Source organism: Acinetobacter sp. AOR43_HL (genome assembly GCF_027854635.1).
Taxonomy (GTDB): domain Bacteria; phylum Pseudomonadota; class Gammaproteobacteria; order Pseudomonadales; family Moraxellaceae; genus Acinetobacter; species Acinetobacter pittii.
Map to the genome: position 1 here is coordinate 39,222 of NZ_JAKTHX010000007.1, position 25,273 is coordinate 64,494.

Here is a 25,273-nt window from a genome sequence, read left to right on the forward strand (position 1 = left end):
ATTTAAAATATATTTAATGTTTATTTTTATTATATTTTGATTAATAATAAAATTAATATCAAATGAGGTTTAATTTATGAGCCTTAATTTTAAAAATCTTAATGGTCGTTTAGTTAAAGAAATCACTATTATTCTAATAATAAAAATAGTGCTTCTCTTAACGATCAAACATATTTGGTTTGATGCTCCCACCATCCCCAAAAATTTTGACAATCAGGTCGCCGAGCATATTGCTGGCGATAATATTTCCCACATTAAGGAGACACGTTGATGATTTCTGAAAGCGTGGTTGATCTTTCGCGGTTTCAATTTGCGATGACCGCAATGTATCACTTTCTTTTCGTCCCTTTAACTCTAGGTTTGGCATTTATCCTTGCCATCATGGAAACCACTTATGTCATTTCCGGTAAAGAAATTTACAAGGATATGACTAAATTTTGGGGAAAATTATTTGGTATTAACTTTGCTTTAGGGGTAACAACTGGCTTAACAATGGAGTTCCAATTTGGAACAAACTGGGCTTATTACTCACACTATGTAGGTGATATTTTTGGTGCTCCATTAGCAATTGAAGGCCTTATGGCATTCTTTCTTGAGTCTACATTTATTGGTTTATTCTTCTTCGGATGGGATCGTTTAAGTAAGGTTCAGCATCTAGGCGTAACATGGTTAGTCGCTTTCGGTTCCAACATGTCAGCGCTTTGGATTTTAGTGGCGAATGGCTGGATGCAGAACCCTGTAGGTGCTGCATTTAACTTTGAAACCATGCGTATGGAATTAGTTGATTTCGGCGCGCTTATCTTTAACCCTGTAGCTCAGGTGAAATTCGTACATACCGTTTCTGCGGGCTATGTAACTGGTGCAATTTTTGTACTTGCCATCTCAAGCTACTACTTACTTAAAAAACGTGATCTTCCTTTCGCACGTCGCTCATTTGCAATTGCTGCCATTTTCGGTCTTGCATCTACACTTTCAGTGATTTTGTTAGGTGATGAATCTGGTTATGAACTCGGTGATGTTCAAAAAACTAAACTCGCTGCGATCGAAGCCGAATGGGATACTCATCCTGCTCCTGCTCCGTTTACTTTGTTTGGTGTACCAAACCATGAAGAGATGCGGACAGATTACGCAGTTAAAATTCCATATGCATTAGGTTTAATTGCAACTCGTTCAACAACCAAAGAAGTTACTGGCCTTAAAGATCTCATGCAACAGCACGAAGTTCGTATTCGCAACGGTATGCTTGCCTATGCTGAACTTGAAAAATTACGTGCAGGTGATCGCTCACCAGAGTTATTAGCCTCTTTTGAAAAAAATCAAAAAGATTTAGGTTATGGCCTACTTCTTAAGAAATATGCACCCAATGTAGTTGATGCAAGCGAGCAAAATATTAAAGCTGCTGTAAAAGATACTGTTCCAAATGTTACAGCGCTATTTTTCTCTTTCCGCGCAATGGTTGCCTCTGGTTTCCTAATGCTATTACTTTTCATTTTAGCGACTTGGGCTGTAGCAAAAAGAAATGCTGAAAATAAACCTTGGCTCCTGAAATATGCATTGTTTGCTCTACCGCTTCCTTGGATTGCTGCACAAACTGGCTGGTATGTAGCTGAAGGCGGTCGTCAACCGTGGTCTATTGGTGAAATCTTACCAACCCATCTCTCTACTTCTAGTTTAAGTACTGGTGATGTATGGGGTTCGATTATTGCGCTAGCAGCGTTCTACACTGCTCTTTTGATTATTGAAATGTATTTAATGATTAAATTTGCTCGCTTAGGACCAAGCTCTCTACGCACTGGCAAATATCATTTTGAAAAGCAAGAACCGAAAGCAGCGGTTAATGGGGAGGCCTTATCATGATTGAATATGAATTATTGAAAATCATTTGGTGGGTGTTAGTTGGTGTACTACTCATAGGCTTTGCTCTGACTGATGGCTTTGATATGGGGTCTATGGCTCTCATGCCTTTCGTTGGAAAAACCGATAGCGAACGCCGTGCTGCAATCAATACCATTGCCCCACACTGGGATGGTAATCAGGTTTGGTTTATTACAGCGGGTGGTGCACTATTTGCTGCATGGCCAATGGTTTACTCAGTCGCTTTCTCAGGCATGTACTGGGCACTTTTGTTAGTTCTATTTGCACTTTTCTTAAGACCTGTAGGTTTCGATTATCGCTCTAAACTTGAAAATACCAAATGGCGTAACTCCTGGGACTGGGGTCTGTGCATCGGTGGTGCTGTTCCAGCACTTGTATTTGGTGTGGCCTTTGGTAATTTGTTTTTAGGTATTCCTTTTAGTTTAGATAGCACTTTACGCTCTGAATATACAGGCAGCTTTTTTGCCCTTCTTAACCCCTTTGCTCTAGTTTGCGGTGTGGTAAGTCTGTCTATGCTTTGTGCACATGGCGGTGCATGGCTCATGCTGCGTACTGATGAAGCTTTAAAACAGCGCTCTGCCAAAGCCACTCAAATTATGGCGATTATATTTTTAATTTGTTTCCTTGTAATTGGAGCATGGCTGTATTTCGGGCAAGTTCCAGGTTATAGCTATGCTGTTGCTATAGACCCAAATGCTGCGCTTAACCCTTTAGCTAAAGAAGTGATTACCAATAGCAATCCAGGTTGGATGAACAATTACAGTACTTATCCAATTACTAAAATTGCCCCTGTTCTTGCCATCTTAGGCGCAATTTTTGCAATTTTTGCATCTTCAAAAGCAAAAGCAGGCTTAAGTTTTACTGGTACAAGTTTAATGATTGTAGGAGCAATTTTAACTGCTGGTTTTGCCCTATTCCCATTCCTACTTCCATCTAGTATCAATCCTAACTCTAGCTTGACAATGTGGGATGCTGTATCAAGTCACCTTACTTTAGGCGTTATGACGGTTGCTGCCTGCATTTTTGTTCCTCTTATTCTGATCTATACCAGCTGGTCTTATTACAAAATGTGGGGAGTGATCACTAACAAACATATCGAGTCAAACTCGCATAGCTTGTATTAAGGAGAAAACTATGTGGTATTTCGCATGGATCCTAGGCATTTTGATGGCATGTTTTGCGGGTGTACTCAGCGCGCTTTATATCGAACATCATCAAGATTTAGATGAGGAATAAATGATGGCAAAAGCAATGACAGCATCAAATCATCGAAAAGCTCAAGCATTTGCAATGGCCCTTTCTTTTCTGTTGGCATTGCCTCTTGCTGCAATTTTGTTGGTTTACCCTTCACTCATGCTAGATGCTAATGGGCACTACAATCATAGCCAGCTTATGCTGGTGATGATTGGTATTTCTGGTGGCTTTATTTACGGAGTGGGTTTCGTACCTAACTTCTGGTTATGGAAATGGCTATTTAGCCCGTGGGTGGCTTGGCCTCTCATGCTTTTAGGTTATTACATCTGGTTTCTAACCTAAATTAAAAAGACCTCATCTGAGGTCTTTTTTCATTTCGATTAAATTAATAGGTACTAATATTAAATTAATTTGATTGTTCAGCTAACCACGCCATAAATTTTTGACGCTCAGCTTTAGAAGCTTTTTGCCAAGTTTCTACTAAACGTTGATCATTCGTTTGGGCTACGCCTGTTACAGGCATAGATGTTGGAGCTGGTACAGCCGCCTGAACAGAAGTAGGTTTAGCAGATGCATAAACCGCCTCAGACTGCGATTTAGATGATTTAGTCGTAAAGTCAGTGACTTTTCCTAATAAGCCCGTTGCAAACCATGGTTTTGCCTCATTGTTTGCACCAGTTTGTTGTACGATTAATTCATTATTTGCGCTGTACAAAGCCACAGTTGGTTGCTCAGCATATTTCTTTGCTTGTTCAAATTGCTTTGGTGCATCTACCATTCTGAGCTTATAAGTTTGCCCATCTTTGAGAGCCGGAGTTTGAATTGTGACTACTCCAGATTTAACAATGTCATGCTCCCCGCTTAAATGTTCAAAGTATTCTTGATAGCGCACACTTAAGCTTGTTTCACCAGCATCGACTTTATAATTATTTTTAGATGAACGAAATAACCCAGAGTTGACTTCCTGACCATTCACCGCAAGGATTACAATTTCCTCTGGTGCTGTAATTGTAACTGCTGAAAATACCGAACCGCTGAGTAATAAACCAATTGCAGCAACACCTAATCTTAAAGTCATCTGTCTCTTTCTCTGTGTTTGATAAGCTATTAAATCATGAGCAATATGCAATATGATTGTGACTATTTTATGACAAAGCATTTATCGACTAATTTCTTGATTTATTATTTTGAAATATGCATTTGAATTTCATAAATTTTCGTTTTATATATTCTTCCTATTCATTCTAAAAATATAAAAAAAGCACCTAAAATAGGTGCTCTTTTTTAACTTCAATTAAATTAATTGAAAGTTTTGAAACGATCAGCATCATTAATAAATGCTTTTTCACCTGCTGGTGCTTCAACCGAACCAAATACTAATTGAGCACGTAATTTCCAAGTTGCAGGAACATCAAATGCTTCAGCTGCGTCTGCATCGACAATTGGGTTATAGTGCTGTAAAGAAGCACCTAAACCAAGCTCTGAAAGCGCAGTCCAAGTTGCAAATTGAGCAATTGCACTTGAGTGTTCAGACCATACTGGGAAGTTATCCGCATATAGTTCGAATTGCTCTTGTAAGCTTTTAACAACAGCTTGGTCTTCATAAAATAAAACCGTGCCAACACCCGCTACAAAGCTATCAATTTTTGCATTTGTACCAGCAAAAGCTTCTGCAGGAACAATTTTACGCAATGCTTCACGAACTAAATTCCAGAATTTAGCATGAGATTCACCGTATAGTGTCACTACACGTGAAGATTGTGAGTTAAAAGCTGAAGGACTATGTTTAACTGCTTCACGGATAGTTTCTTCAATTTTAGTGCGATCTAATGCAACGTTTTTACTAATTGCATAAATTGTACGACGGTTTTTAATTTTATCTAAGAAAGTAGACATTTTGTTATTTCCTACCTATTGATTTGACCAAGGGTCGTTGTTTGGGAATGAGTACAGTGTATTAAAGTCATTTTTCATAATCAGCATTAAAAATATGACAGTTCGTTTTATTTTCGCAACAATAATAAAAGATATACATATAAAAAAAGCTTCACGATTTAGTGAAGCTTTTTAGGGTTACCAAGCAATTTACTTATCAGTTTCAAACAGCGCAGCAACAAAAGATTTAGCCGAGAATGGTCTTAAATCATCAATTTTTTCACCTACACCAATAAAACGAATTGGCACATGGGTGCGACTTGCAATATTAAAGAGCACACCGCCTTTCGCAGTTCCATCCAGTTTGGTAATGGTAATACCCGTTAAACCTACAGCTTGATCAAACTCTTGTACTTGGTTAATGGCGTTTTGACCTGTTCCTGCATCTACTACCAACATAATTTCATGAGGTGCAGTTGCATCAATTTTTTGCATAACACGTTTAACTTTTTTGAGCTCTTCCATCAAGTTACTCTTATTATGTAAACGACCTGCCGTATCTGCAATTAATACGTCAATTCCTTTAGCACGAGCACTTTCAAAGGCATCAAAAATAACAGAAGCACTATCAGCTCCATGACCTTGCGCTACTACAGAGATATCGTTACGTTCACCCCAGATCTGTAATTGCTCAGTTGCTGCAGCGCGGAATGTATCACCAGCAGCCAACATCACTTTTTTACCTTCACCTTGTAAACGTTTCGCCAACTTACCAATTGTTGTAGTTTTACCCACTCCATTTACCCCAACCATCAAAATCACATAAGGTGATTTATTAGGGTCAATATGTAATGGCTTAACACGTGGAGCCAACAAAGCAACCAACTCTTCTTGTAACGCTTTATATAAAGAGTGGGAATAGATCAAATCACCACGAGCTGTACGCTCTGTCAAATTGGTAATGATGGTTTTTGTTGCTTCAACACCAATGTCTGCAACCAATAATTGCTCTTCGACTTCTTCAAGTAACTCATCGTCAATTTCCTTTCCGCCAATCAAGATATTGACCATACCATCAGCGAAATTACGACGAGTTTTGGTTAAGCCTTCTTTCATCCGGCCAAAAAAACCAGTTTTTGGTTGTTCAACCGGTGTTTCTGTAGAAGCCACTTCGTCTTTGGCTACTTCAATATTTTCTTGTGATTTAGCAGGAGATTCAACGATGGGAACATCGATAGCAGGTAAATTAGGTAATGTGACATCGTCATCACCGATCTCAGCATCTATCAAGAATTTATTTTGCATATTCGATTGTTGCTCCATGCGGATTCCTTGAAAAGCAGCGCGTTTAAAAAGATAAAGTTTAGCATAAATTCAAAATTTTGCCTGCCACAATAGTGCTCAAAAAGCTTTGGAAACCAAGATTTAGCCTGATTAACCTATTTACTGAGTATCTTCCTGAGCAAGTGCTGGATATTGTCTAATATGAGCACCTTCAAATTGATATGCATGCATTAACCTTAAATACTCTGCTCTATGAATTTCTGATTGAGCTATTAGCAGCTCAGCCATATCCTGAGTTTTAGGATAAGTGGCTTGTTGAGAGAGTTGTATAATTCGTTGATATTGTTCCGGACTAATAGGCCGAAGTAATGCTAAATATGACAGCACAAAAATACAGCCAATGACAATAACCACAAATAGGTTAAAACATTGATCAACTTTTAACTCAGATTTTAATTTAAGAAAATTTTGTTTGAATATGAGCATGACCTACCTCGAATTAGTGTAGTGTAGGGTTCAATACTCATAAGCACAAGATCAAACATCCAGTAAGGCCAAGAATCGTACCTTACTGGATCATAATACTTAGCTTATTAGTGAACGAATGACGGAAAAGTATAAAATTGCCGCAATAATCACCAAGACTAGAAACATAGCAAAAATACTTAATCCTTCTTCTGCATCTGCTGGATGCAATTCGTCTTCATCAGCAATTTTTCGAAGTTCCCCATCATAAACTTGATAAAACCAGTTTTTTTGGGCGGGTTCCAAATGCCCAGCAAAATCAAACACCCTTTTGCGCTGTGCAAGACAGTAATCCCCTAAATGGATTTCCTCATGAAAAATAGCTTCATCTAATAATTTACGGTGATAATGGGCCAGTTCTATGATTTGTTCCTCTTTAGGAGGCGTGTCAAAAACAAAGCCATCGATTGTATTTGTCATATTTTATTCTCCTTGTCTTTTATTCTCATATTGATTTTACTCAAAATTATTTGTGAATAATGTTTAATCATGTATCCTAATAGTGAATTAACTGGTATGCACTAATAGTTGACAAATCCATTAATTTGTAATATTAGTTTAATAATTCTAAGTTAAATTAATTTAAAGGCAGTGGCCTTTAGAAAAAGTAATCATAATTACAATAAGGAGTTTTCTATGATTCAACGTATCTCTCATCATGATTTAGAACATGTGTACGCAACCGCAGTAAACACAATTCACTCTCAAATGAATTTTCAGGATGCAGTTGCACAGTTAGAAGAAGTTGCTCGTGCTGGGCACGGTAAAGCTGCTCTGTTTTTAGCAGAATTGTATTATCAAGGTTTCCGTGTTGAACGTGACTCACTTAAAGCACAATATTGGCAAAAGTTAGCCACAATGCAAGCATAAAGAAACGTCACCTAGGTGGCGTTTTTTTATGCCCGTAAAAACCCAAATTTATCAAAAGCTTTATTTCGCCACTTCAATCGTGGCTCAGGTGGCGTTTTTACGCTGTAAAAAATTTCTATAATATAATTCACTACGCACTTGGTTCGTATTGTATTACAACTCAGGCTTTAGCCACTTTAAGTAAAGGATATGAATTTCACAGCTGGAATATTTGTTTACGATTTGATACCTGTTTAAACTGAAATGTCATCTGATTTTTTTATAATAAGCAAGACAAGTTAGAACCTTTAAATTCACAATGAAAAGTTTAAGTAATCTACAACCGGTTTCAAGAGACTTGATGATTAAGATTTATATTTTAAGAACCATGATGTATTGCGGGGTTCTTTGGGGATTATTTCATCAAGGATGGGCAATTAAATCAGATCAGGAAGACTTTATTTTTCCTTTTTGGCTTAATGGCTTGCAAGCACATCGCTACGCAAAAGAGCATTGGCCACATTACAAACCAAGAAGAATTACACCTAAAGATTTCCATGAGTCTTTGCTACCAACTTTAACTCGACTCAACGTCACTCCAGCTTTGTTTAATTCATCTCATAGAAAATTAAAGTTATCTACTCAGCAAATGCAGCATTTCTTTTTCAAACATCCGAATTGGCAAGGAGCGTAAACTTTTCTTTAGGTTCTTAATCTCTATTAGAATGCTTTTTGAACGCTTGAGTGTGAAACTTGTATTTAATGACTATCCAGTCTTTGCATTTTTATAAAATCAAGCTAATTTAAAACAAAATGATAAAACATAGGACAGAAGAAATGACAATCGTTGCACAAGTAATCAAGAACAAAGCAGAGCAAGATATTTTTACAATTTCTCCAGAAGCCACTGTCCTTGAAGCAATTAAGATTATGGCGGATAAAGGAATTGGTGCGCTCGTCGTAGCTGAGGGTGAAAAAGTTGTCGGAATTTTGTCTGAACGTGACTACACACGAAAAGTAACGCTTATGGAACGTTCATCATATAGCACTACCGTTGCTGAAATTATGACATCTAAAGTGCTTACAGTAAGCCTAAACAATACAGTTGAAGAGTGCTTACAGCTTATGACAGATCGTCACTTACGCCACTTACCTGTATTAGACAATGAAAAACTAGTTGGATTTATTTCTATTGGCGACTTAGTAAAAGCTGCGATGGAAGATCAGAAAAACCTCATTGAACAATTAAAACAGTACATCTCTGGTTAATTATTTCATATAAAAAATGGGCATTTATATGCCCATTTTTTATTAATGTAAAAACTTAAAGATAGTTATTAATTAAAGCAACTAAACGCTCTAGCAAGTCATCAGCCTGTGCTTGAGTCATGTTAATTGGTGGCAACAAACGCACTACTGAACCAGCTGTAACATTAATAATAAGTTTATGTTGATCTCGAGCTATTGCAACGAGCTCAGCGCAGTCTCTAGGCAATTGAATACCAATCATCATACCAAAGCCACGTACTTGCACATCTTTATGTACTAATTGCGCACGTAATTGATCAACAATATAACCACCAACAACTGCCGCGTTTTCTATAGCATTCTCTTTTTGGATTGTATCAATTACTGTATAAACCACACGAGAACCTAGCACTGTGCCACCATAAGTAGACCCATGGCTACCAGGTCCTAATAAGCCAACAGCTTTACCTTGGGTCATTACCGCGCCTACTGGAAAGCCATTACCAAGTCCTTTAGCAGTCGTCAAAACATCAGGCACAATGTTTGTATGTTGATAAGCAAAATACTTACCGGTACGGCCGTTACCTGTTTGGATTTCATCTAGCATCATTAGCCAGTTATGTTGATTACATATGGTGCGGACTTCTTCAAGATAGCTAAAGCCTTGAGGTGCTGTATTAATACCACCCTCACCTTGAATAGGTTCAATCAAAATCGCAACAATATCTGGGTGCTGCAAAGCAGCTTCTTGAATTGCTTCTACATCACCAAATGGCACACGAATAAAATCATTGGTTAAAGGAGCAAAACCATCTTGTACTTTCTTATTACCAGTAGCTGAAAGTGTTGCTAAGGTACGACCATGAAATGATTGCTCTGCCACAATTATCTTTGGGGAGCTTACACCTTGTTGAGTACCAAATTTACGAGCAATTTTAATGGCGCCTTCATTTGACTCTGCACCACTGTTTGAAAAGAAGATCTCTTCCATTCCTGAAACTTCAGCAAGCTTCTGAGCAGCTGCCGTTTGCCAAGGAATCTCAAATAAGTTACTCGTATGCACAAGTGTTGCAGCTTGTTCAGCAATTGCTTCTGCAATGACTGGATGCGCATGACCTAAACCACATACAGCAATACCGGTTAAAGCATCTAAATATTCTGTGCCATCTTCGGTATATAGATATGCCCCTCGGCCTCGTACAAAACTGATCGCTTGGCGACCATAAGTAGCCATTAAATGTGATGGTTGATCAGGTTGTATTGGAGCTAGGGTAATATCATTCATAACGAACTCTGTCTGTATGAGGTTTTAAGAAGGGTTTATATAAGCAAAAACTGGCTCTGATGAAAAGTCTCATTACTCATTTATCTAAAATTTCGTCCGCTTTTTGCTATCGCTTCGGTTTATACAATAAAATATTGAATATTCAATGCAACTTTAAGTAATCAGGTGGTTTGCAAAGCGATGTGAACACCCCCTATAATGCTGCTAGATTAGTTGAGGATCTCTTTATGACTGAACAAGCACGTGATACTGAAGCGTTAATCCGCGATCAAATTGCGAAGCATCCCGTTTTACTTTACATGAAAGGCACTCCACAGTTTCCACAATGTGGTTTCTCTGCACGTGCTGTAGAGGCGCTCAGTCAAATTGGTCGTCCATTTGCATATGTAAATATTTTGGAAAACCCTGATATTCGTGCAACATTACCAAAAATTGCGAACTGGCCTACATTCCCGCAACTTTGGGTAAATGGCGAACTTATTGGCGGTAGCGATATCATGCTTGAAATGTTCCAAAATGGCGAATTAAAACCATTAGTTGAACAATACAGCGCAGCGCCAGAAGCGTAAATAATAAAAAAGCCAATCAATAGATTGGCTTTTTTATACTCTCAATTTTAACGATCACTTACCCCGACATAGCGAAATAAATTTTCCACACCTAAATCAGATTTTAAAATAATTAGATTTTCATAAGTTGTTGTCGTGAGAGCTTCAAAAATATTCATATTCGGATCTTCGTGCAACTCATCCACATTTTGATCCATACACTCTTCAAATCGATCAGCAATAAATTCAAACCCCAAATCCATAGCAATAAATAAGGTATGTTCACATGGCTGAATATATTGTTCTTGCGCCCAGTCAATTATTGCTTGTTTGCAAAATGGACATTCAATATTCGCAGAAGCATCGTTAAGTTCAATTAATTGATAGTGCATTAGATTTGAAAAGAATAGAAAATTGTAGTGTAAAAGAAATTAATTGAAAGTTCTAGAAAAGGCTAGAACCACTCATCAAAAAACACACAATAAAATTACATTGTAATGACAACATAATTTCAAACTCTCAGTTGAAGGAAATATCTTAGTATATGTTTTAATTACAAAAAATTTAGTTTAAGAATTATCGTTGCAAAAATAATAATGTAAAATCATGGTTGTTGCAGAAATAGGATATTTTAATGCTCACTGATCTTGATGATTTTTATTGTTTTGCTCTCGTCGTTGAGCATGGTGGTTTTAGTGCTGCTGAGCGTGTAACGGATATACCAAAATCAAAACTAAGTCGTCGCGTATATAGCCTAGAAGAAAACTTAGGCGTTCGCCTGATTCAACGCAGCTCTCGTCATTTTGCTGTTACAGATATTGGGATGGATATTTATAGACATGCTCAAGTCATGATGAATGCTGCACAAGCTGCTCATGATTTGGTTGATCATCTAAGCATTCAACCTAGAGGTGTTGTAAAGGTTAGTGTTCCTGTTGATATTGCTCAAAATCAACTGCCTAAAATTTTGCCTGCTTTCTTAAAAAAATATCCAGAAATTCGTTTGCAACTTATGGTCAGCAATCGTCGAGTAGATGTCATTAATGAAGGAATTGATATTGCTTTACGTGTTCGCTCAAAACTAGATGATGATCCAAGTTTAGTTCTTAGACAGTTTGCACTTATTGAACAGAGTCTATTTGCAAGTCAAGCATATCTAAATGAATTTGGAGATATAAAAAATCCAGAACAACTTAGTGAGCATCGCATTTTAAGTTTGTCAGAAGAGCATCTTGATCAACAATTCCTTTTGCATGGTCCAGACAATCAGCAAAAGAAAATCAAAGTCAGCCCTATCGTAATGGGTACAAATATTCATATGTTGGCGCAATTAGCGAGTCAAAACTGTGGGATCGCTTTACTACCAGAGAGCGCAGCAGAAGATTTTCTAAAATCTGGACAGCTTGTACAAATTTTACCGGAATGGAAAGCTCCTCACGGTATATTACATGCCGTATATCCATCACGCCGAGGGTTACTACCTGCTGTACGAGTATTTATTGATTATTTGGTAGAACATCTTTCTGAGCATTAAAATGAATGAAAATAAAAAAGTTCGATAATTATCGAACTTTTTTTATTTTTAAATTGCAGGATAATTTCCTACACCTTCAGGCCAAGGTGTTAAGAGTTCAAAGCCAGTGTCAGTTACAGCAACCATGTGTTCCCATTGCGCAGATAACGAAAGATCTTGAGTAATAACTGTCCATCCATCATTTAATTCTTTAACCTGTGGTCTACCCGCATTAATCATCGGTTCAATCGTAAAGACCATACCTTTTTTTAATACTAAGCCTTGGCCACGCTGTCCATAATGTAGAACATTTGGTTGTTCATGATAAACCTTACCAATCCCATGACCACAATATTCTCGAACAATGCTATACCCTTCTCGATGAGCAACTGACTGAATAGCATAACCAATATCGCCTAGTGTAGCTCCTGGCTTAACAGTATGAATCCCAGCAACCATCGCTTCATAAGTTGTATCAACAAGTTTTTTTGCTTGCGGGTTTACATCACCCACAAAATACATGCGGCTCGTATCACCAAAATAGCCATCTTTAATAATTGCGACATCAATATTAATAATATCGCCATCTTTTAAAATCTTATTCGGTGAAGGAATTCCATGGCAAACTACTTCATTTACTGATGTACATATTGTTTTAGTAAAACCATGATATCCTACATTCGCAGGAATAACTTTTAAAGTATTTACAATATAGTCATTACACAGGTTATCTAAATATTCAGTAGATACACCCGGTTTAATATATGCCCCTATCATTTCTAAAACTTGTGCAGCCAAGCGTCCAGAAATTCTTAACTTTTCCAGATCTTGTTCAGTTTTTATTGTAACAGTAGAAGCTCTCATTCAGTTTTATCCTCGTAGACACTGCTTTTTACCACGCCTACAAAAATGTAAGTTAATTTAGAATATTCTAGAACGGATATAGGATAGGCTGGAAGCATTAAATGCCCAAATATTCAACATTCATAATAGAAATTCATACTTTTATTTTTGCATAGTTTCTTTAAAAAGTCAGAGACAAAAAATGATTTCCTAATTTCTTTCAATGGTTTTTCAAATACATACCTTAACCAATTGATATTTTTAATATCTACTAAAGGTTTTTATGCTCTGAAAAAAATCTTTTTCACATAAAATACCGCTTGATCATGCTCTCGTTTGCTCTAAAATTCCTTCTTTTTTATTAATTTTAATTTATGCAACATCTTCGTACTGGAGATATTATTGCCCTAGGTTTTATGACCTTTGCTCTTTTTATTGGGGCTGGCAATATTATCTTTCCTCCCATTGTCGCTCAACAAGCCGGTGATCATGTATGGCTAGCCTCTATAGGCTTTTTGATTACTGCAGTTGGTCTACCTGTAATTACCATCATGGCACTCTCTCGTATGCAGGGTTCCATTGAAATTATTAGCTCTCCTCTTGGTCGAGTAGCAAGTCTGATTTTAACCGTTGTTTGTTATTTATCAGTAGGCCCTTTATTTGCTACTCCACGTACAGCTACTGTTTCTTATGAAATTGGTTTTTCATCTTATTTTGGAACATCAAGTAGTAGCCTTTTAATTTACAGCGCAATTTATTTTTCATTTGTAACTGTAGTTTCACTTTATCCAAACAAGTTATTAGATACTGTTGGCCATGTGCTTGCTCCTCTAAAAATTATTGCTTTAGCAATTTTAGGTATTGCAGCAGTCATGATCCCAGCGGGTTACGTCCCTGCTCCAATCAACCATTACGTTGAATCTCCAGTTTCGGAAGGTTTCGTAAATGGTTATCTCACTATGGATACTTTAGGCGCACTAGTATTCGGTATCGTAATTATTCAAGCGATTTATTCGCGTGGTGTTACCGATAAAAAATTAGTCACTAAGTATGCGATTATTGCCAGTCTTATTTCTGGTGCGGGTCTTACTTTAGTCTATTTAAGCTTATTCAAATTAGGCGTAGGTAGTCATGAAGTAGCACCAAATGCAGCAAATGGTGCTGTAATTTTACATGCGTATGTTCAACATGCTTTTGGTAATATGGGCTCATTATTCTTAACTGGCCTAATTTTTCTAGCATGTATGGTGACAGCGATTGGCTTAACTTGTGCTTGCGGTGAGTATTTTGCTCAGTTAACTAAGTTACCTTACAAACTTTTAGTATTCATTTTAGTTGGTTTCTCTTTCATTATTTCTAATCTTGGATTAACCAAACTTATTGCTGTATCAGTACCTGTTTTAAGTGCAATTTATCCACCAGCAATTGTTGTGATTATGCTGAGCTTCTTTTGGAAATTTTGGCACAAACCTTCTTTTATTGTCGGTTCAGTAACAAGTATTGCTTTAATTTTCGGTATTATTGACGGTATTAAAGTTGCTGGTTTTGGTGATTATTTACCTAATTTTCTTCAACATTTACCTTTAAATGAACAAAACTTAGCTTGGTTGATCCCATCTTTAGTTGTTCTAGCAATTACCGTAATTATCGACAAAGTTAAATTTAAAAACATTTAATCTAGTGTCTTTTTTGAAATCGAGTTTTACCCAAACATGATTTTATATATTGAATAAAATGCTGAGTTTACCCAACCGGCATTTTATTTCCACACTACTTTCAATGACAAATCAACTATAGATATAATCAGTTTTTACTGTAAAATTACACTAAAATAATTTTTAGCTTACTAGGAAAGAAGAGCAACAATGAAAAGTAAATATTACCTAACACAAGCAGATGCAGAGTTTTTAATGGAAGAAGCTCAAAAATATGCAATTGAACACAACTTTAAAGTCAGTATCGCTATTGTTGATGAAACAAGTTCTCTACTGTTGATGAAGCGTTTAGATGGTGCTTCACCTTTATCCTCACATTTATGTTTAGAAAAAGCAAAATGCTCTTCAATATCAGGTAGACCTTCAAAATTTTATGAAGAACTTCTGCAAAGTGGACGCTTAGGTTTTTTAAGTATGCCTAGTGCTCAAGGAATGTTAGAAGGTGGAAAACCCATTATTTATGACGGGCAAATTTTAGGGGCGATTGGCGTTTCTGGTGTCCAATCTTTTGAAGATGCAGAAATTGCTCAACATGCGATTGATACATTTTTAAAAAAACAAAACAGCTAAACTGAAATGATAGAAAAGAGAAATTATTACACTTTTCATTAAAATATTTTCTCTTTTCTAAAATATTAAGTATTTTATACAAAAATATTTAATATTTACTTTTTTAATACCTTAACTATTTATAAACATAGAGTTTTTTATAAAACTGTTCAAAAAATTTTCTATTCACTATTGAATTGAATTAAAAATAGAAGTACAACATTAAACTTATTCTTGACTAAAACATTCGGTTTTAGCGCAACCACAAGGAGGGATGGAGATGTTATCATTACATTTCAACAAACAAGTCTTCATTAACACTCTGAACAGCAAAGATTCAGTTGTTTATGGAGTAACACCGCTTGCTCTTATGCTGACTTTACTGTTTCAAGGTATGATTAAAGGAAATCTGAAACCCGAATACTTTATGTATGCGATGGTTGTTTCTTTCATATTTTGTGTGTGGGCCTTTGTCGACCATAAGATGCGAAAACTAGCTAAAAGACGTCTTAGTCAACAAAACTTGAATACTTAAAAAATGGATGAGCAATCATCCATTTTTATACATCCAAAAATAAAAAAATTGTTCCGATAACTAAAATAGCTGTAGCTAATAATTCAGTCAAAATTAATCCCACCATCATTAAAGTCATCATCCATGAAGGTAAGCTAAAACGACCTAGCTTGTGAGGACGTTTGAATTGATTTGTTGTGTCCTGTAAATAGCCATGTATGATATAAACCAGAATTGAAAAACTAAAAAATAGAATATTTGCGAACACACACCATAAAGTAATATTTTCATTTAAAACAGTAAAATAACTTAATACAGCTAGAATTAAGCTAGCAGATGCATATAACAAACTACTTCGATGAGCGATATCCACATAATAATGAGCACGACTTAATTCTGAACGGCGTATTCGCCAATATTTCCATACCCCAGTGAGCATCCCTATCCATAAAAATATGCCACTAAACACAATTGCGAGCTGTACAGCTTTCGGTAAATCCATCTTTTTTCCAATTATTTGTTTTATTCAAATTTAATGAGCTATATAACATAAATATTGACTTTATAGTCACATTTTAACCAAGTTTCATTTCAGAACTCGTGTAAATTAAAGATATCAATAAACCAATCACTACGAAATATTATGGATAACACTTTTGAATCATTTTGGATGACCTGTAAAGATGGTTATCAACTTGCTGCACATTTTTATCCAGCTCAATCCCCAAAATCAGTAAATCCCGTGTTGATCTGTCCTGCAACAGGTATTACTAAAAACTTCTATCACTCTTTTGCTACATGGTTAAGCGAACAAGGATATGACGTATTAAGCTTTGATTTCCGTGGAATTGGAGGCTCCTTACACGGGTCTTTGAAGCAAAGTACAGCAAGTATTAATGATTGGGGAGTTCTCGATATTCCTTGCGCAATTGATACGTTATTAGAAAAAACTAAAGCAGAACAAGTTACCCTTCTGGGCCACAGTGCTGGTGGTCAGTTATTAGGAATTGTTCCTAATTTTCATAAAGTAGCAAAAGTTATTGCGGTCGCAGGTTCCACTGGCCATGTAAAAGGTCTTAAAGGTAAAACCAAGTTTTTAGCACCGGTAATGTTCAATGTCATCTTTCCAATTTCTAGTGCTTTTAAAGGTTATGGTGCTACTCAATTTATTGGAATGGGAGAAAACTTACCTAAAAAAGTCGCTCAACAATGGCGAGAATTTTGCAGCCATCCTGGCTATGTGAAAAATGCTATAGGTAAAACAGTCCATCATGATTTTCATAGTGAAATTATCTGCCCCATTACTTCAATTTGGGCAAGTGACGATGAAATTGCAACCGAGCGTAACGTTGAAGATTTATTAAAACTTTATCCTAATGCACCTACAAAAATGCTAGAGCTAAATCCCATGAAACTTGGGCATAAATCAATTGGGCACATGCTAATGTTTAAAAAATCACATCAAAACTTATGGTCACTCCTAGAACAGGAAATCCAACACTAATCTATTGATCTTTTACTTTTGCCTCTATACCCGTAATCCGGTATAGAGGTTTTTTTTAATATTAATACCCACTTCTTTTATAAAGTTAGTTTATTAACCTAATAATTATCATAAGAAATCAAAATATATTAACCACCTATTCCTTTGTATTAAAAACAAGCATTATTTACGTAAATACGTCGATATAGCTTTAAAGTTCTGCTATCGTTATTTATACGAAGCTGTTGTTTAAAAACGGTTAAACTAACCTATTTTTAACACAAACAGCTTCTTTTTTTCTGTTTAGCTAAACCAAAGAAATTGTTCAAGGATAAGTATGCTAGCACTAGAGCCTCGACATATTCATATGAATCAACATGCTGTTGATAAAAAGCATGCATTACAGTGTCTAGTAGATATATTGGTAAAAGATGGGTTAGTTACATCTGACTACATTACAGGACTCATCAATCGGGAACAACAAAGTGCCACCTATTTAGGTCAAGGCATTGCTATTCCCCACGGTACACCCCAATCTCGCGAATTTATTCTAAAAACAGGTATCCGTTTAGCTCACTTTCCAGAAGGAATTATATGGGATGGTGAAAACAGAATTTATTTAGCTGTTGTTATTGCAGCAAAATCTGATGAACATTTACAAGTTCTACAAATATTAACTCGAGCTTTAATGCATGATGTAAGTGAACAGGTAAAAAATGCTAAACAACCTGAACAAATTATTGAAATCTTACAAGCTCAACCATTATCTTTAACTTTGCATGAGAATTTAATTCAAACTGAAATTGAATCTCAAGATATTGAAGATTTGTTTTGGTCTGCATCTCAGATTCTAAAAAAGCACAATTTCGTAAAGTGCGGTTTTCTAAGTTCACTTGACCCTGATCAAGTTATTCAACTACAAGATCAGATCTGGTCTATTTCAAGTAGTAAGTTTGTTCAACAACCAGCGATCAGCATTGTAAAACCTCGCCATGCTCTAGAGCTAAACGGAAAAAAATTAAACACACTAGTGTGTATAGCTGCCAATGAGCAATTAGATAGTCAGAGATTTAATCGACTGATTGATATTCTATTTAATCCAGAGCAAGTTGCGCAATTAGACCAAACACAAGCACCAAATGAAATTGCTAAAATCATTGGTGCAGATGTTATTCCAGATTGGCCTCACCGTTCGGTTGTATTAGCCAATGCCCATGGATTACATGCTCGACCAGCAACTCATTTAGTGAACTTAACTAAAAGTTTTCAAGGTGATATCCAAGTCGCAGTAGATGACGGAAATTTTGTTTCTGCTAAAAGTTTGACACGCCTCTTGGCTTTAGGTTGTAAACGTGGCCAAACTTTACGTTTCATTGCCGAACCAGAAACGGATGCAGTTGAAGCTTTAGATAAAGTTATTTTGGCAGTGCAACAAGGCTTAGGTGAAGAAGTTGAACCTATACAATCTTCAGACATTAAAATTGAGCAATCTAGTGAAATCCCAAGCCATTCAAAACCACTTAGCTCAAATACAGGAATTGCTGCTTCAAGCGGTTTAGCTTTCGGACCTGTACATGTAATTAAGCCAAAGGTTTACCAATATGAACGTATGGGCTTAAGTGTCAAAATAGAAAAAGAAAAACTTGATATTGCGCTTCATGCTGTTAAAAACAATATTCACCAAGTTATTGCAAAATCTGAAGTGGCTGAGATTAAGCAAATCTTCCAAGCACATTTGGAAATGCTTGACGACCCAGATCTGATTAATGGTGTTTATCAAAAAATTAACTTAAATCTTTCTGCCCCTGCTGCATGGCATGAACATATTGAGACAGCAGCCAAAGAGCAAGCAGCTTTACCAGATCGATTACTGGCTGAGCGTGCTACAGATTTACGTGATATTGGTGATCGCGTTTTGGCTCAACTTTGCGGTGAGGTCATCATCGAAGAACCTAAAGAACCTTATATACTAATCATGTATGACGTAGGACCAAGTGATGTAGCCCGACTTAATAAAGATCGTGTAGCAGGTATTTTGACAGCTGTAGGTGGTGCAAGCGCTCATAGTGCTATTGTTGCTCGTGCTCTAGGTATCCCTGCAATTGTTGGCGCTGGTGATCAAGTACTAGATATTGAGCAAAAAAGTTCTCTTTTAATTAATGGAGACACCGGAGCTTTTATCTTAAATCCTAATGCTCAACAAATCGAACAAGCAAAACAAGAACGAGACCTTCAGAAAAAAATTCGTGAAGAAGCTGAACGTCATAGCCAAGAACCTGCAATTACTTTAGATCAACATCAAATCGAAATTGCTGCCAATTTAGGAAAAGTTCAAGCAACAGCCCATGCGGTAGAATGTGGCGCTGAAGCAATTGGCCTACTCAGGACTGAGCTTGTTTTTATGGCGCATAGTAGCGCTCCGAGTGAAGCTACCCAAGAAGCAGATTATCGTATTGTTTTAGATGCTCTAGCGGGCCGCCCTCTCGTAGTACGTACGCTAGATGTAGGTGGTGACAAACCGCTTCCTTACCTTCCAATTGCTGAAGAAGAAAATCCTTTTTTAGGTCTAAGAGGTATCCGTTTAACGCTAAGACAGCCTGAATTGTTGCGTCAACAACTTATTGCTTTGCTTAAAGCTGCAGATGACCGCCCTCTAAGAATCATGTTTCCAATGATTGGCCGTGTGGAAGAATGGCGTGCTGCAAAAACTATTCTTGATGAAGTTAAAGCTGTACATCCATGCACCAACTTACAAGTTGGTATCATGATTGAAGTTCCTTCTGCTGCTTTACTTGCACCTATTCTCGCGAAAGAAGTGGACTTTTTCAGTATCGGAACAAATGACTTAACTCAATATACTTTAGCTATTGACCGTGGTCACCCTATCCTCTCGGCTGAAGCAGATGGCCTCCACCCAAGTATTTTGCAATTGATTGATCAAACTGTAAAAGCTGCACATAAGTATGGCAAATGGGTTGGTATATGTGGTGAACTCGCAGCCGATCCAAAAGCTGTACCTATTCTGATGGGCTTAGGAGTGGATGAGCTTAGTATGTCACCGAATAGTATTCCTTTGGTTAAAGCCCAAATTCGTACACTTAACTACAGTCAAGCTCAAGTGCTTGCAAAGCGTGCACTTGAATGTGATAGCGCTACTGCTGTACGTCAGTTATCCGAACAAGAAATGTAAAGATTAGGAATGGTAATGGCTAAAGTTTTAACAATTACTTTAAATCCTGCAATTGATGTGACTATACAACTCAAAGAGTTACAGATAGGTCAAGTAAACCGCCAAGAATCTGTAGAAATACATGCGGCAGGCAAAGGTTTAAATATTGCACAAGTTTTAAAAGATTTGGGGCATGAGGTTGTTGTTTCTGGTTTTCTAGGAGCAACAAACAGACAGATTTTCGATGACCATTTTAAAGAAGCTCAATTTCAACCTGAATTTATTTATATTGAAGGTGAAACTCGCCAAAATATAAAAATTGCTGAACATTCGGGACGTATGACTGATTTGAATGGAAAAGGTTTTTTCATATCTGAACTAGATAAGAAAAACCTCTTTCAAAAAATCGAGATGATTTTGCCTCAGGTAGATGTGGTTGCTATTGCTGGAAGCCTACCACAAGGTTTTAGTGCTGATGAGTTACAACAACTTATTAAACTTATTCAAGAGCAAGGTAAAAATGTTGCACTTGATACAAGTGGTAAAGCGTTGGTTGCTGCAATTGAATGTCAACCTTGGATGATTAAACCAAATACAGATGAGTTAGTAGAAAGTTATCAGCTTCCTGCTACAACCTATGCTGAACAAAAAAAACTTTTTGCAAACTTAGCTAAAATTGAACATGTGGTTATTTCGATGGGTGAAGACGGTGTAAACTGGTTACATGACACTCACCCACTTCATGCCACAGCACCTAAAGTGATAGTTAAAAGTACAGTTGGTGCGGGTGACTCTCTTTTAGCAGGTATGATTCATGGCTTATTAAGTGGCTTCTCTGCCGAAGAAACATTAAAAATTGCTACAGCAATTGCAAGCCACGCTGTAACACAAATAGGCTTTCGTATTCCTAATGCTGAAAAGCTAAACCAATTAAAAGCCCAAACAACAATCAATTCATTGAGTGAATCTGATGCCAACTGCTAAACGTTTATTATTTGTTATTAATAGTCCGCAACAGCAAGTCAATGCTTTGATTTTAGCTCGTAAGCTTGCACAAGTCGCGTCTCAACAGGGTTATCAAAACAGCATTATTTCGCTTGATGAATTCGAGGTGAATGAAAGCTTTGACCAAATTATCGTTGTTGGACAACGCCCGAAAAATCTTAATATTTTTGGTACACACCCTTTATCTTTCATTAACATTGAAGAGATCAAAAGTGATACTGATTCAGCTCTTCAAACTGCTTTAGATCATTTTAAATCTGCTCAAGACTGGCAAAATGATAATAGCTTATCAGCAACTACAGCTAAAAAATTTCTTGCGATCACTGCGTGTCCTACGGGTGTCGCGCATACTTTTATGGCAGCCGAAGCTTTACAGCAAGGCGCAGAAAAGCTCGGTTATGAGATTGAAGTAGAAACTCAAGGTTCCGTTGGCGCAAAAAATATCTTATCACCTCAAGCTATTGCTGATGCGGACATCGTCATTCTTGCGACTGACATTGAAGTTAATACAGACCGTTTTGTAGGTAAACGTGTTTATAGATGTAGTACAGGTTTTGCTCTAAAGCAAACAGATAAAGCTTTTGCTGAGGCAATCAGCAATGCGCAAGTTTTAGAACAAGGTAAGCAACAAACTTCTGCAGAAAACAAAGATAAAACCGAAAAAGTTGGCGTATATAAACATCTCTTAACGGGTGTCTCTTATATGTTACCTATGGTGGTGGCGGGAGGTCTTTTAATTGCTCTGTCTTTATGCTTTGGCCTTAATGCAGCTGAACAAGCAGGCAGCTTACCGGCTATATTAAAACAAATTGGTGCCGCTGCATTTATGCTTATGGTTCCAATGTTATCTGGTTATATCGCCTACTCGATTGCTGATCGCCCTGGCCTCGCACCTGGTTTAATTGGCGGCTTACTTGCTTCTCAGTTACAAGCAGGTTTTTTAGGAGGTATTGTCTCAGGTTTTCTTGCAGGTTATATCGCACTATTTATCGCTAAAAAACTTAAACTTCCAACTAGTTTAGAAGCACTTAAACCCATTCTAATTATTCCGTTATTAGGCACATTATTTGTTGGTCTAATTATGTTTTATGTGGTTGGACAGCCAGTAGCACATATTTTTGAGCTAATGAAAGATTTCTTAAATAACATGGGTACAACAAATGCTGTGTTAATGGGAATTATATTAGCAAGCATGATGTGTATTGATTTAGGTGGACCAATCAATAAAGCAGCCTACGCTTTTACTGTTGGACTGCTGACAACAAATACTTATATGCCTATGGCAGCCACGATGGCAGGCGGCATGGTTCCCGCTATTGGTATGGCAATTGCAACTTTCATTGCTAAAAATAAATTTAGTACAGGGGAGCGAGATGCTGGAAAAGCTGCTTTCGTATTAGGTTTATGTTTTATTTCTGAAGGTGCTATTCCGTTTGCAGCAAAAGACCCAATGCGTGTAATCCCAACATGTATTTTAGGTGGAGCTGTGACTGGAGCACTCGTTGCCCTATTCCATTGTGAGTTGGTTACTCCTCACGGCGGTGTATTTGTTCTTTTAATTCCCAATGCTATTAATCATGCTTGGTTATATCTTGCTGCAATTGCTGCTGGTAGTATCGTTACAGGGATAAGCTATGCGATTGTTAAGAAAAAAATAGAAGAAAAAGCTGTGACCACTGCATAATTAAAAAAGGGAGAATTTATATTCTCCCTTTTTTATAAATTATATATGCCTGATCTCATAAAAATTTAAACTGAAAACTATTTAATTCACTTTCTTTGAGACTTAAATCATTTAATCTGAATAGCTCTTGCCATAATCTGTGTTGGTACTTCTTCTGCGAGCATTACGGTTAGAGTTGGCTCTTTTGAAATTTAATGGATAAAATTTATTGAAATTATAATTTATAGACAAAAATACCTCTATTTCAAAAGCTTAGTATTTAAAATAATGTTTGAAATTTATTAATAAAAATCAGTTATTTAATATAGAAATCGAATTTTATTTTACTAAATAATAGATGTTTCATGTTAAATGTATGGTAAATTTCTCTCACACCAAAATAATATAATGTCATGATATATATAAATATTTTTTATTTAAATATCTTGATTTTTCATAGTTATGACTTTAGAGACAAAAACTTTCTCGTTCAATGCCACGTTCAAATCATAATTTTTTTTCTACGATGCCCTTGCAAGCAATATCGTTCAATTAACGATCAAGCAAGCTTAGATGCAATCTTACATATCCACTCAAAGAGTTTCAGGTACGGCTTTGTTAAACAGTTTTTACCTTTAATAATCTTTGATTATAGCTGAAGAGTATTTAAAGTTCGTAAAGTTATAGGAACGCTTTATAAAGTTAAGGACAATTAAACCATGTCATTGTTAAATGAAGCTATATAACTTTTGCTCATCAAGTAAAGTCCTGCTATAACTTGCTTGATGAAACTATATTTTTCAACTATTAAAGATAGTTCACCAGGAATGCGATCCACCAAGGTATGGGGAAAAGTCAATGACAAAGAAGTATGCGCGTTTTTTACCTACAACAGAATCTTTTACTCTTGAAGATTTTCCATATTATTGGATTACTCAAGTACATGCTCAATATGTACAAAACATTGATAATGCTTTAAAAAAATATGGTTTAGATAACTCACGTCGACGCATCATGTTGGCTTTAAGCAGCAAGCCCCATGCAAGTGTTTCTGAACTCTCAGATATGATTATTTCAAAAATGTCGACTACCACAAAAATTGTTTATCGTTTGAAAGATGAAGGTTTGGTTGAAACTTACTCTTGCCAAACTGATGGTCGTATCACTCGTGTAGTACTTACAGAAAAAGGGACTGAAATGATCAACAAGATCAATGATCTTACAAGTGTAGTACTTGAGCAGTCTTTTGAAGGTATTACTCCCTTACAGCTAGAAAAAATGATGGAAAGTTTAAAATTACTTTTAAAAAACCTTTCTCGCTAAGATGAAATAAGAATCTATTTATACCCAATAGTTAAGCTCTCATTATGAGAGCTTAACTATTTTAATGTCTCTACTTTAATATTGAGAGAAATGGCATCCCACATAAAATAATCAATTAACCTTCTATCTGTTGACTTGAGCTCTTAACTCCAGTAGAAATTCTCTTTCAATAACTGAATAGCAAATTTCGGAAAATGGCTAAAAGAAAATACAAAAGTGACAAATTTCAGGTACGTCGTATTAACCGTAGCTGGTGGGTACTTGAAAAAGACCTTGAATCAAACTGCTATTTAAAACATGAGCAAGTGGCAACAAAAACCTTAGCAAACAACTATGCTGATGATTATATCGAACAGTACTATATGAATCTGTACATACAACAACAGTTGAACAAGCCAGAAACTGTATAAAAAGCCATTTTGGCTTTTTTTATTTTTATAATTAAAATCTATAAAAATTATGCATAAAAAAAACCTACATCTTGGGGAAAATGTAGGCTATAAAATGCACAAAAAGGAAATATATATCCTTTTTGACAAAAAGAATTTTACGATAATACAAGCTATTATTTTATATTACTTTTGTAAACTTAATAGCAATTATTGTATTTAATTAACCTCTTTTGAGAGCTTCTTTGTTTATATGATGGATAAAATTTGATTTATTAAATTCTTTATTTTTTATCTTTACTCCTTCTGCTTTCTTAGTTTTATTTTTAATATGACAAATATATATGGATAATTATAAGCTGCTGTTTTAATAAGTTTTTTACAAAAATAAGCATAAATATTTTTTTTAAAGAAAGATAAATAA

Annotated in this window: 28 protein-coding genes; 19 read left to right on the forward strand and 9 right to left on the reverse strand. The window is 36.2% G+C overall.

Translation table 11 applies throughout. The annotated features are described in order from the left end of the window. Window positions 1-76 precede the first annotated feature (76 nt). From cydP to MKL33_RS02675, 5 genes are read left to right on the forward strand one after another with little or no spacing between them, the layout of a single operon-like run. Window positions 77-271 (forward strand): cytochrome oxidase putative small subunit CydP, encoded by a 195-nt coding sequence (gene cydP / locus MKL33_RS02655; protein ID WP_005073962.1) that lies wholly within the window; start codon window positions 77-79, stop codon window positions 269-271. Further along, window positions 271-1,857 (forward strand): cytochrome ubiquinol oxidase subunit I, encoded by a 1,587-nt coding sequence (locus tag MKL33_RS02660; RefSeq protein ID WP_270906409.1) that lies wholly within the window; start codon window positions 271-273, stop codon window positions 1,855-1,857. Before cydP ends, MKL33_RS02660 begins: the two co-directional genes overlap by 1 nt. After that, on the forward strand, window positions 1,854-2,999 hold the full coding sequence (gene cydB / locus MKL33_RS02665) for a cytochrome d ubiquinol oxidase subunit II (RefSeq protein WP_161282295.1): 1,146 nt from the start codon (window positions 1,854-1,856) through the stop codon (window positions 2,997-2,999). Before MKL33_RS02660 ends, cydB begins: the two co-directional genes overlap by 4 nt. A 10-nt stretch (window positions 3,000-3,009) precedes the next feature. Continuing rightward, a complete protein-coding gene (cydX, locus tag MKL33_RS02670; RefSeq protein ID WP_002120988.1) occupies window positions 3,010-3,111 on the forward strand; it encodes a cytochrome bd-I oxidase subunit CydX in 102 nt (33 codons plus the stop codon). Beyond that, on the forward strand, window positions 3,112-3,411 hold the full coding sequence (locus tag MKL33_RS02675) for a cyd operon YbgE family protein (RefSeq protein WP_004791954.1): 300 nt from the start codon (window positions 3,112-3,114) through the stop codon (window positions 3,409-3,411). Window positions 3,412-3,475: 64 nt separating this feature from the next. Here MKL33_RS02675 and MKL33_RS02680 read toward each other — a convergent pair whose 3' ends face one another. The 5 genes from MKL33_RS02680 to MKL33_RS02700 all read right to left on the reverse strand — a co-directional run bounded on the left by MKL33_RS02680 (window position 3,476) and on the right by MKL33_RS02700 (window position 7,173). Next, a complete protein-coding gene (locus MKL33_RS02680; protein WP_270906410.1) occupies window positions 3,476-4,147 on the reverse strand; it encodes a YccT family protein in 672 nt (223 codons plus the stop codon). Between the two features lie 221 nt (window positions 4,148-4,368). Further along, a complete protein-coding gene (locus MKL33_RS02685) occupies window positions 4,369-4,965 on the reverse strand; it encodes a nitroreductase family protein (RefSeq protein WP_270906411.1) in 597 nt (198 codons plus the stop codon). Window positions 4,966-5,154: 189 nt separating this feature from the next. Next, window positions 5,155-6,267, reverse strand: coding sequence for a signal recognition particle-docking protein FtsY (gene ftsY, locus MKL33_RS02690; RefSeq protein ID WP_002121114.1), 1,113 nt, complete (start codon window positions 6,265-6,267; stop codon window positions 5,155-5,157). Window positions 6,268-6,387: 120 nt separating this feature from the next. Further along, window positions 6,388-6,714 (reverse strand): hypothetical protein, encoded by a 327-nt coding sequence (locus MKL33_RS02695; RefSeq protein ID WP_270906412.1) that lies wholly within the window; start codon window positions 6,712-6,714, stop codon window positions 6,388-6,390. 99 nt (window positions 6,715-6,813) lie between these two features. After that, a complete protein-coding gene (locus MKL33_RS02700) occupies window positions 6,814-7,173 on the reverse strand; it encodes a hypothetical protein (protein ID WP_004791942.1) in 360 nt (119 codons plus the stop codon). A gap of 216 nt (window positions 7,174-7,389) precedes the next feature. Here MKL33_RS02700 and MKL33_RS02705 point away from each other — a divergent pair, with 216 nt between their 5' ends. From MKL33_RS02705 to MKL33_RS02715, 3 genes are all read left to right on the forward strand, one after another. After that, on the forward strand, window positions 7,390-7,623 hold the full coding sequence (locus MKL33_RS02705) for a hypothetical protein (protein WP_002121063.1): 234 nt from the start codon (window positions 7,390-7,392) through the stop codon (window positions 7,621-7,623). A 298-nt stretch (window positions 7,624-7,921) separates the two neighbouring features. Continuing rightward, window positions 7,922-8,296 (forward strand): DUF2750 domain-containing protein, encoded by a 375-nt coding sequence (locus MKL33_RS02710; protein ID WP_005802084.1) that lies wholly within the window; start codon window positions 7,922-7,924, stop codon window positions 8,294-8,296. 143 nt (window positions 8,297-8,439) lie between these two features. Further along, window positions 8,440-8,871, forward strand: coding sequence for a CBS domain-containing protein (locus tag MKL33_RS02715; RefSeq protein WP_002121094.1), 432 nt, complete (start codon window positions 8,440-8,442; stop codon window positions 8,869-8,871). A 55-nt stretch (window positions 8,872-8,926) separates the two neighbouring features. On the opposite strand, the gene MKL33_RS02720 is transcribed toward MKL33_RS02715, so the two are convergent. Beyond that, entirely contained in the window at window positions 8,927-10,135 is a 1,209-nt protein-coding gene (locus MKL33_RS02720; RefSeq protein WP_069123508.1) for an aspartate aminotransferase family protein, read from the reverse strand. A gap of 227 nt (window positions 10,136-10,362) precedes the next feature. Between MKL33_RS02720 and grxD the strand changes: the two genes are divergently transcribed. Continuing rightward, complete coding sequence (gene grxD, locus MKL33_RS02725; protein WP_002120913.1) at window positions 10,363-10,704, forward strand: Grx4 family monothiol glutaredoxin; 342 nt, start codon at window positions 10,363-10,365, stop codon at window positions 10,702-10,704. Between the two features lie 47 nt (window positions 10,705-10,751). Here the strand turns inward: grxD and MKL33_RS02730 are convergent, their stop codons facing one another. Then, window positions 10,752-11,075: a hypothetical protein gene (locus tag MKL33_RS02730; protein ID WP_002121003.1), complete on the reverse strand. Its 324-nt coding sequence runs from the start codon at window positions 11,073-11,075 to the stop codon at window positions 10,752-10,754. Between the two features lie 242 nt (window positions 11,076-11,317). On the opposite strand from MKL33_RS02730, the gene MKL33_RS02735 reads away from it, so the two are divergent. Next, complete coding sequence (locus MKL33_RS02735; protein WP_002120927.1) at window positions 11,318-12,217, forward strand: LysR family transcriptional regulator; 900 nt, start codon at window positions 11,318-11,320, stop codon at window positions 12,215-12,217. 48 nt (window positions 12,218-12,265) lie between these two features. Here the strand turns inward: MKL33_RS02735 and map are convergent, their stop codons facing one another. Continuing rightward, window positions 12,266-13,060, reverse strand: a complete 795-nt coding sequence (gene map, locus MKL33_RS02740) for a type I methionyl aminopeptidase (RefSeq protein WP_270906413.1) — start codon at window positions 13,058-13,060, stop codon at window positions 12,266-12,268. Window positions 13,061-13,413: 353 nt separating this feature from the next. Here map and brnQ point away from each other — a divergent pair, with 353 nt between their 5' ends. The 3 genes from brnQ to MKL33_RS02755 all read left to right on the forward strand — a co-directional run bounded on the left by brnQ (window position 13,414) and on the right by MKL33_RS02755 (window position 15,838). Next, window positions 13,414-14,715: a branched-chain amino acid transport system II carrier protein gene (gene brnQ, locus MKL33_RS02745; RefSeq protein WP_270906414.1), complete on the forward strand. Its 1,302-nt coding sequence runs from the start codon at window positions 13,414-13,416 to the stop codon at window positions 14,713-14,715. 189 nt (window positions 14,716-14,904) lie between these two features. Next, window positions 14,905-15,324, forward strand: coding sequence for a GlcG/HbpS family heme-binding protein (locus MKL33_RS02750; protein ID WP_014206963.1), 420 nt, complete (start codon window positions 14,905-14,907; stop codon window positions 15,322-15,324). A 259-nt stretch (window positions 15,325-15,583) separates the two neighbouring features. Continuing rightward, on the forward strand, window positions 15,584-15,838 hold the full coding sequence (locus MKL33_RS02755) for a hypothetical protein (protein WP_005073940.1): 255 nt from the start codon (window positions 15,584-15,586) through the stop codon (window positions 15,836-15,838). A 25-nt stretch (window positions 15,839-15,863) separates the two neighbouring features. Here MKL33_RS02755 and MKL33_RS02760 read toward each other — a convergent pair whose 3' ends face one another. After that, on the reverse strand, window positions 15,864-16,319 hold the full coding sequence (locus MKL33_RS02760; RefSeq protein WP_270906415.1) for a hypothetical protein: 456 nt from the start codon (window positions 16,317-16,319) through the stop codon (window positions 15,864-15,866). 141 nt (window positions 16,320-16,460) lie between these two features. On the opposite strand from MKL33_RS02760, the gene MKL33_RS02765 reads away from it, so the two are divergent. The 6 genes from MKL33_RS02765 to MKL33_RS02790 all read left to right on the forward strand — a co-directional run bounded on the left by MKL33_RS02765 (window position 16,461) and on the right by MKL33_RS02790 (window position 24,870). Continuing rightward, on the forward strand, window positions 16,461-17,321 hold the full coding sequence (locus MKL33_RS02765) for an alpha/beta hydrolase family protein (protein WP_025464285.1): 861 nt from the start codon (window positions 16,461-16,463) through the stop codon (window positions 17,319-17,321). 316 nt (window positions 17,322-17,637) lie between these two features. Next, window positions 17,638-20,490 carry a phosphoenolpyruvate--protein phosphotransferase gene (gene ptsP, locus MKL33_RS02770; protein WP_270906416.1) on the forward strand — a complete coding sequence of 951 codons (2,853 nt, stop codon included), beginning with the start codon at window positions 17,638-17,640 and terminating at the stop codon, window positions 20,488-20,490. Between the two features lie 15 nt (window positions 20,491-20,505). Then, on the forward strand, window positions 20,506-21,453 hold the full coding sequence (gene pfkB / locus MKL33_RS02775) for a 1-phosphofructokinase (RefSeq protein WP_016145539.1): 948 nt from the start codon (window positions 20,506-20,508) through the stop codon (window positions 21,451-21,453). Further along, window positions 21,440-23,158, forward strand: a complete 1,719-nt coding sequence (locus tag MKL33_RS02780) for a fructose-specific PTS transporter subunit EIIC (RefSeq protein ID WP_270906417.1) — start codon at window positions 21,440-21,442, stop codon at window positions 23,156-23,158. Before pfkB ends, MKL33_RS02780 begins: the two co-directional genes overlap by 14 nt. 837 nt (window positions 23,159-23,995) lie before the next feature. Further along, window positions 23,996-24,460: a MarR family winged helix-turn-helix transcriptional regulator gene (locus tag MKL33_RS02785; protein WP_002121027.1), complete on the forward strand. Its 465-nt coding sequence runs from the start codon at window positions 23,996-23,998 to the stop codon at window positions 24,458-24,460. A gap of 194 nt (window positions 24,461-24,654) precedes the next feature. Then, window positions 24,655-24,870 (forward strand): hypothetical protein, encoded by a 216-nt coding sequence (locus MKL33_RS02790; protein ID WP_002120955.1) that lies wholly within the window; start codon window positions 24,655-24,657, stop codon window positions 24,868-24,870. Window positions 24,871-25,273 lie beyond the last annotated feature (403 nt).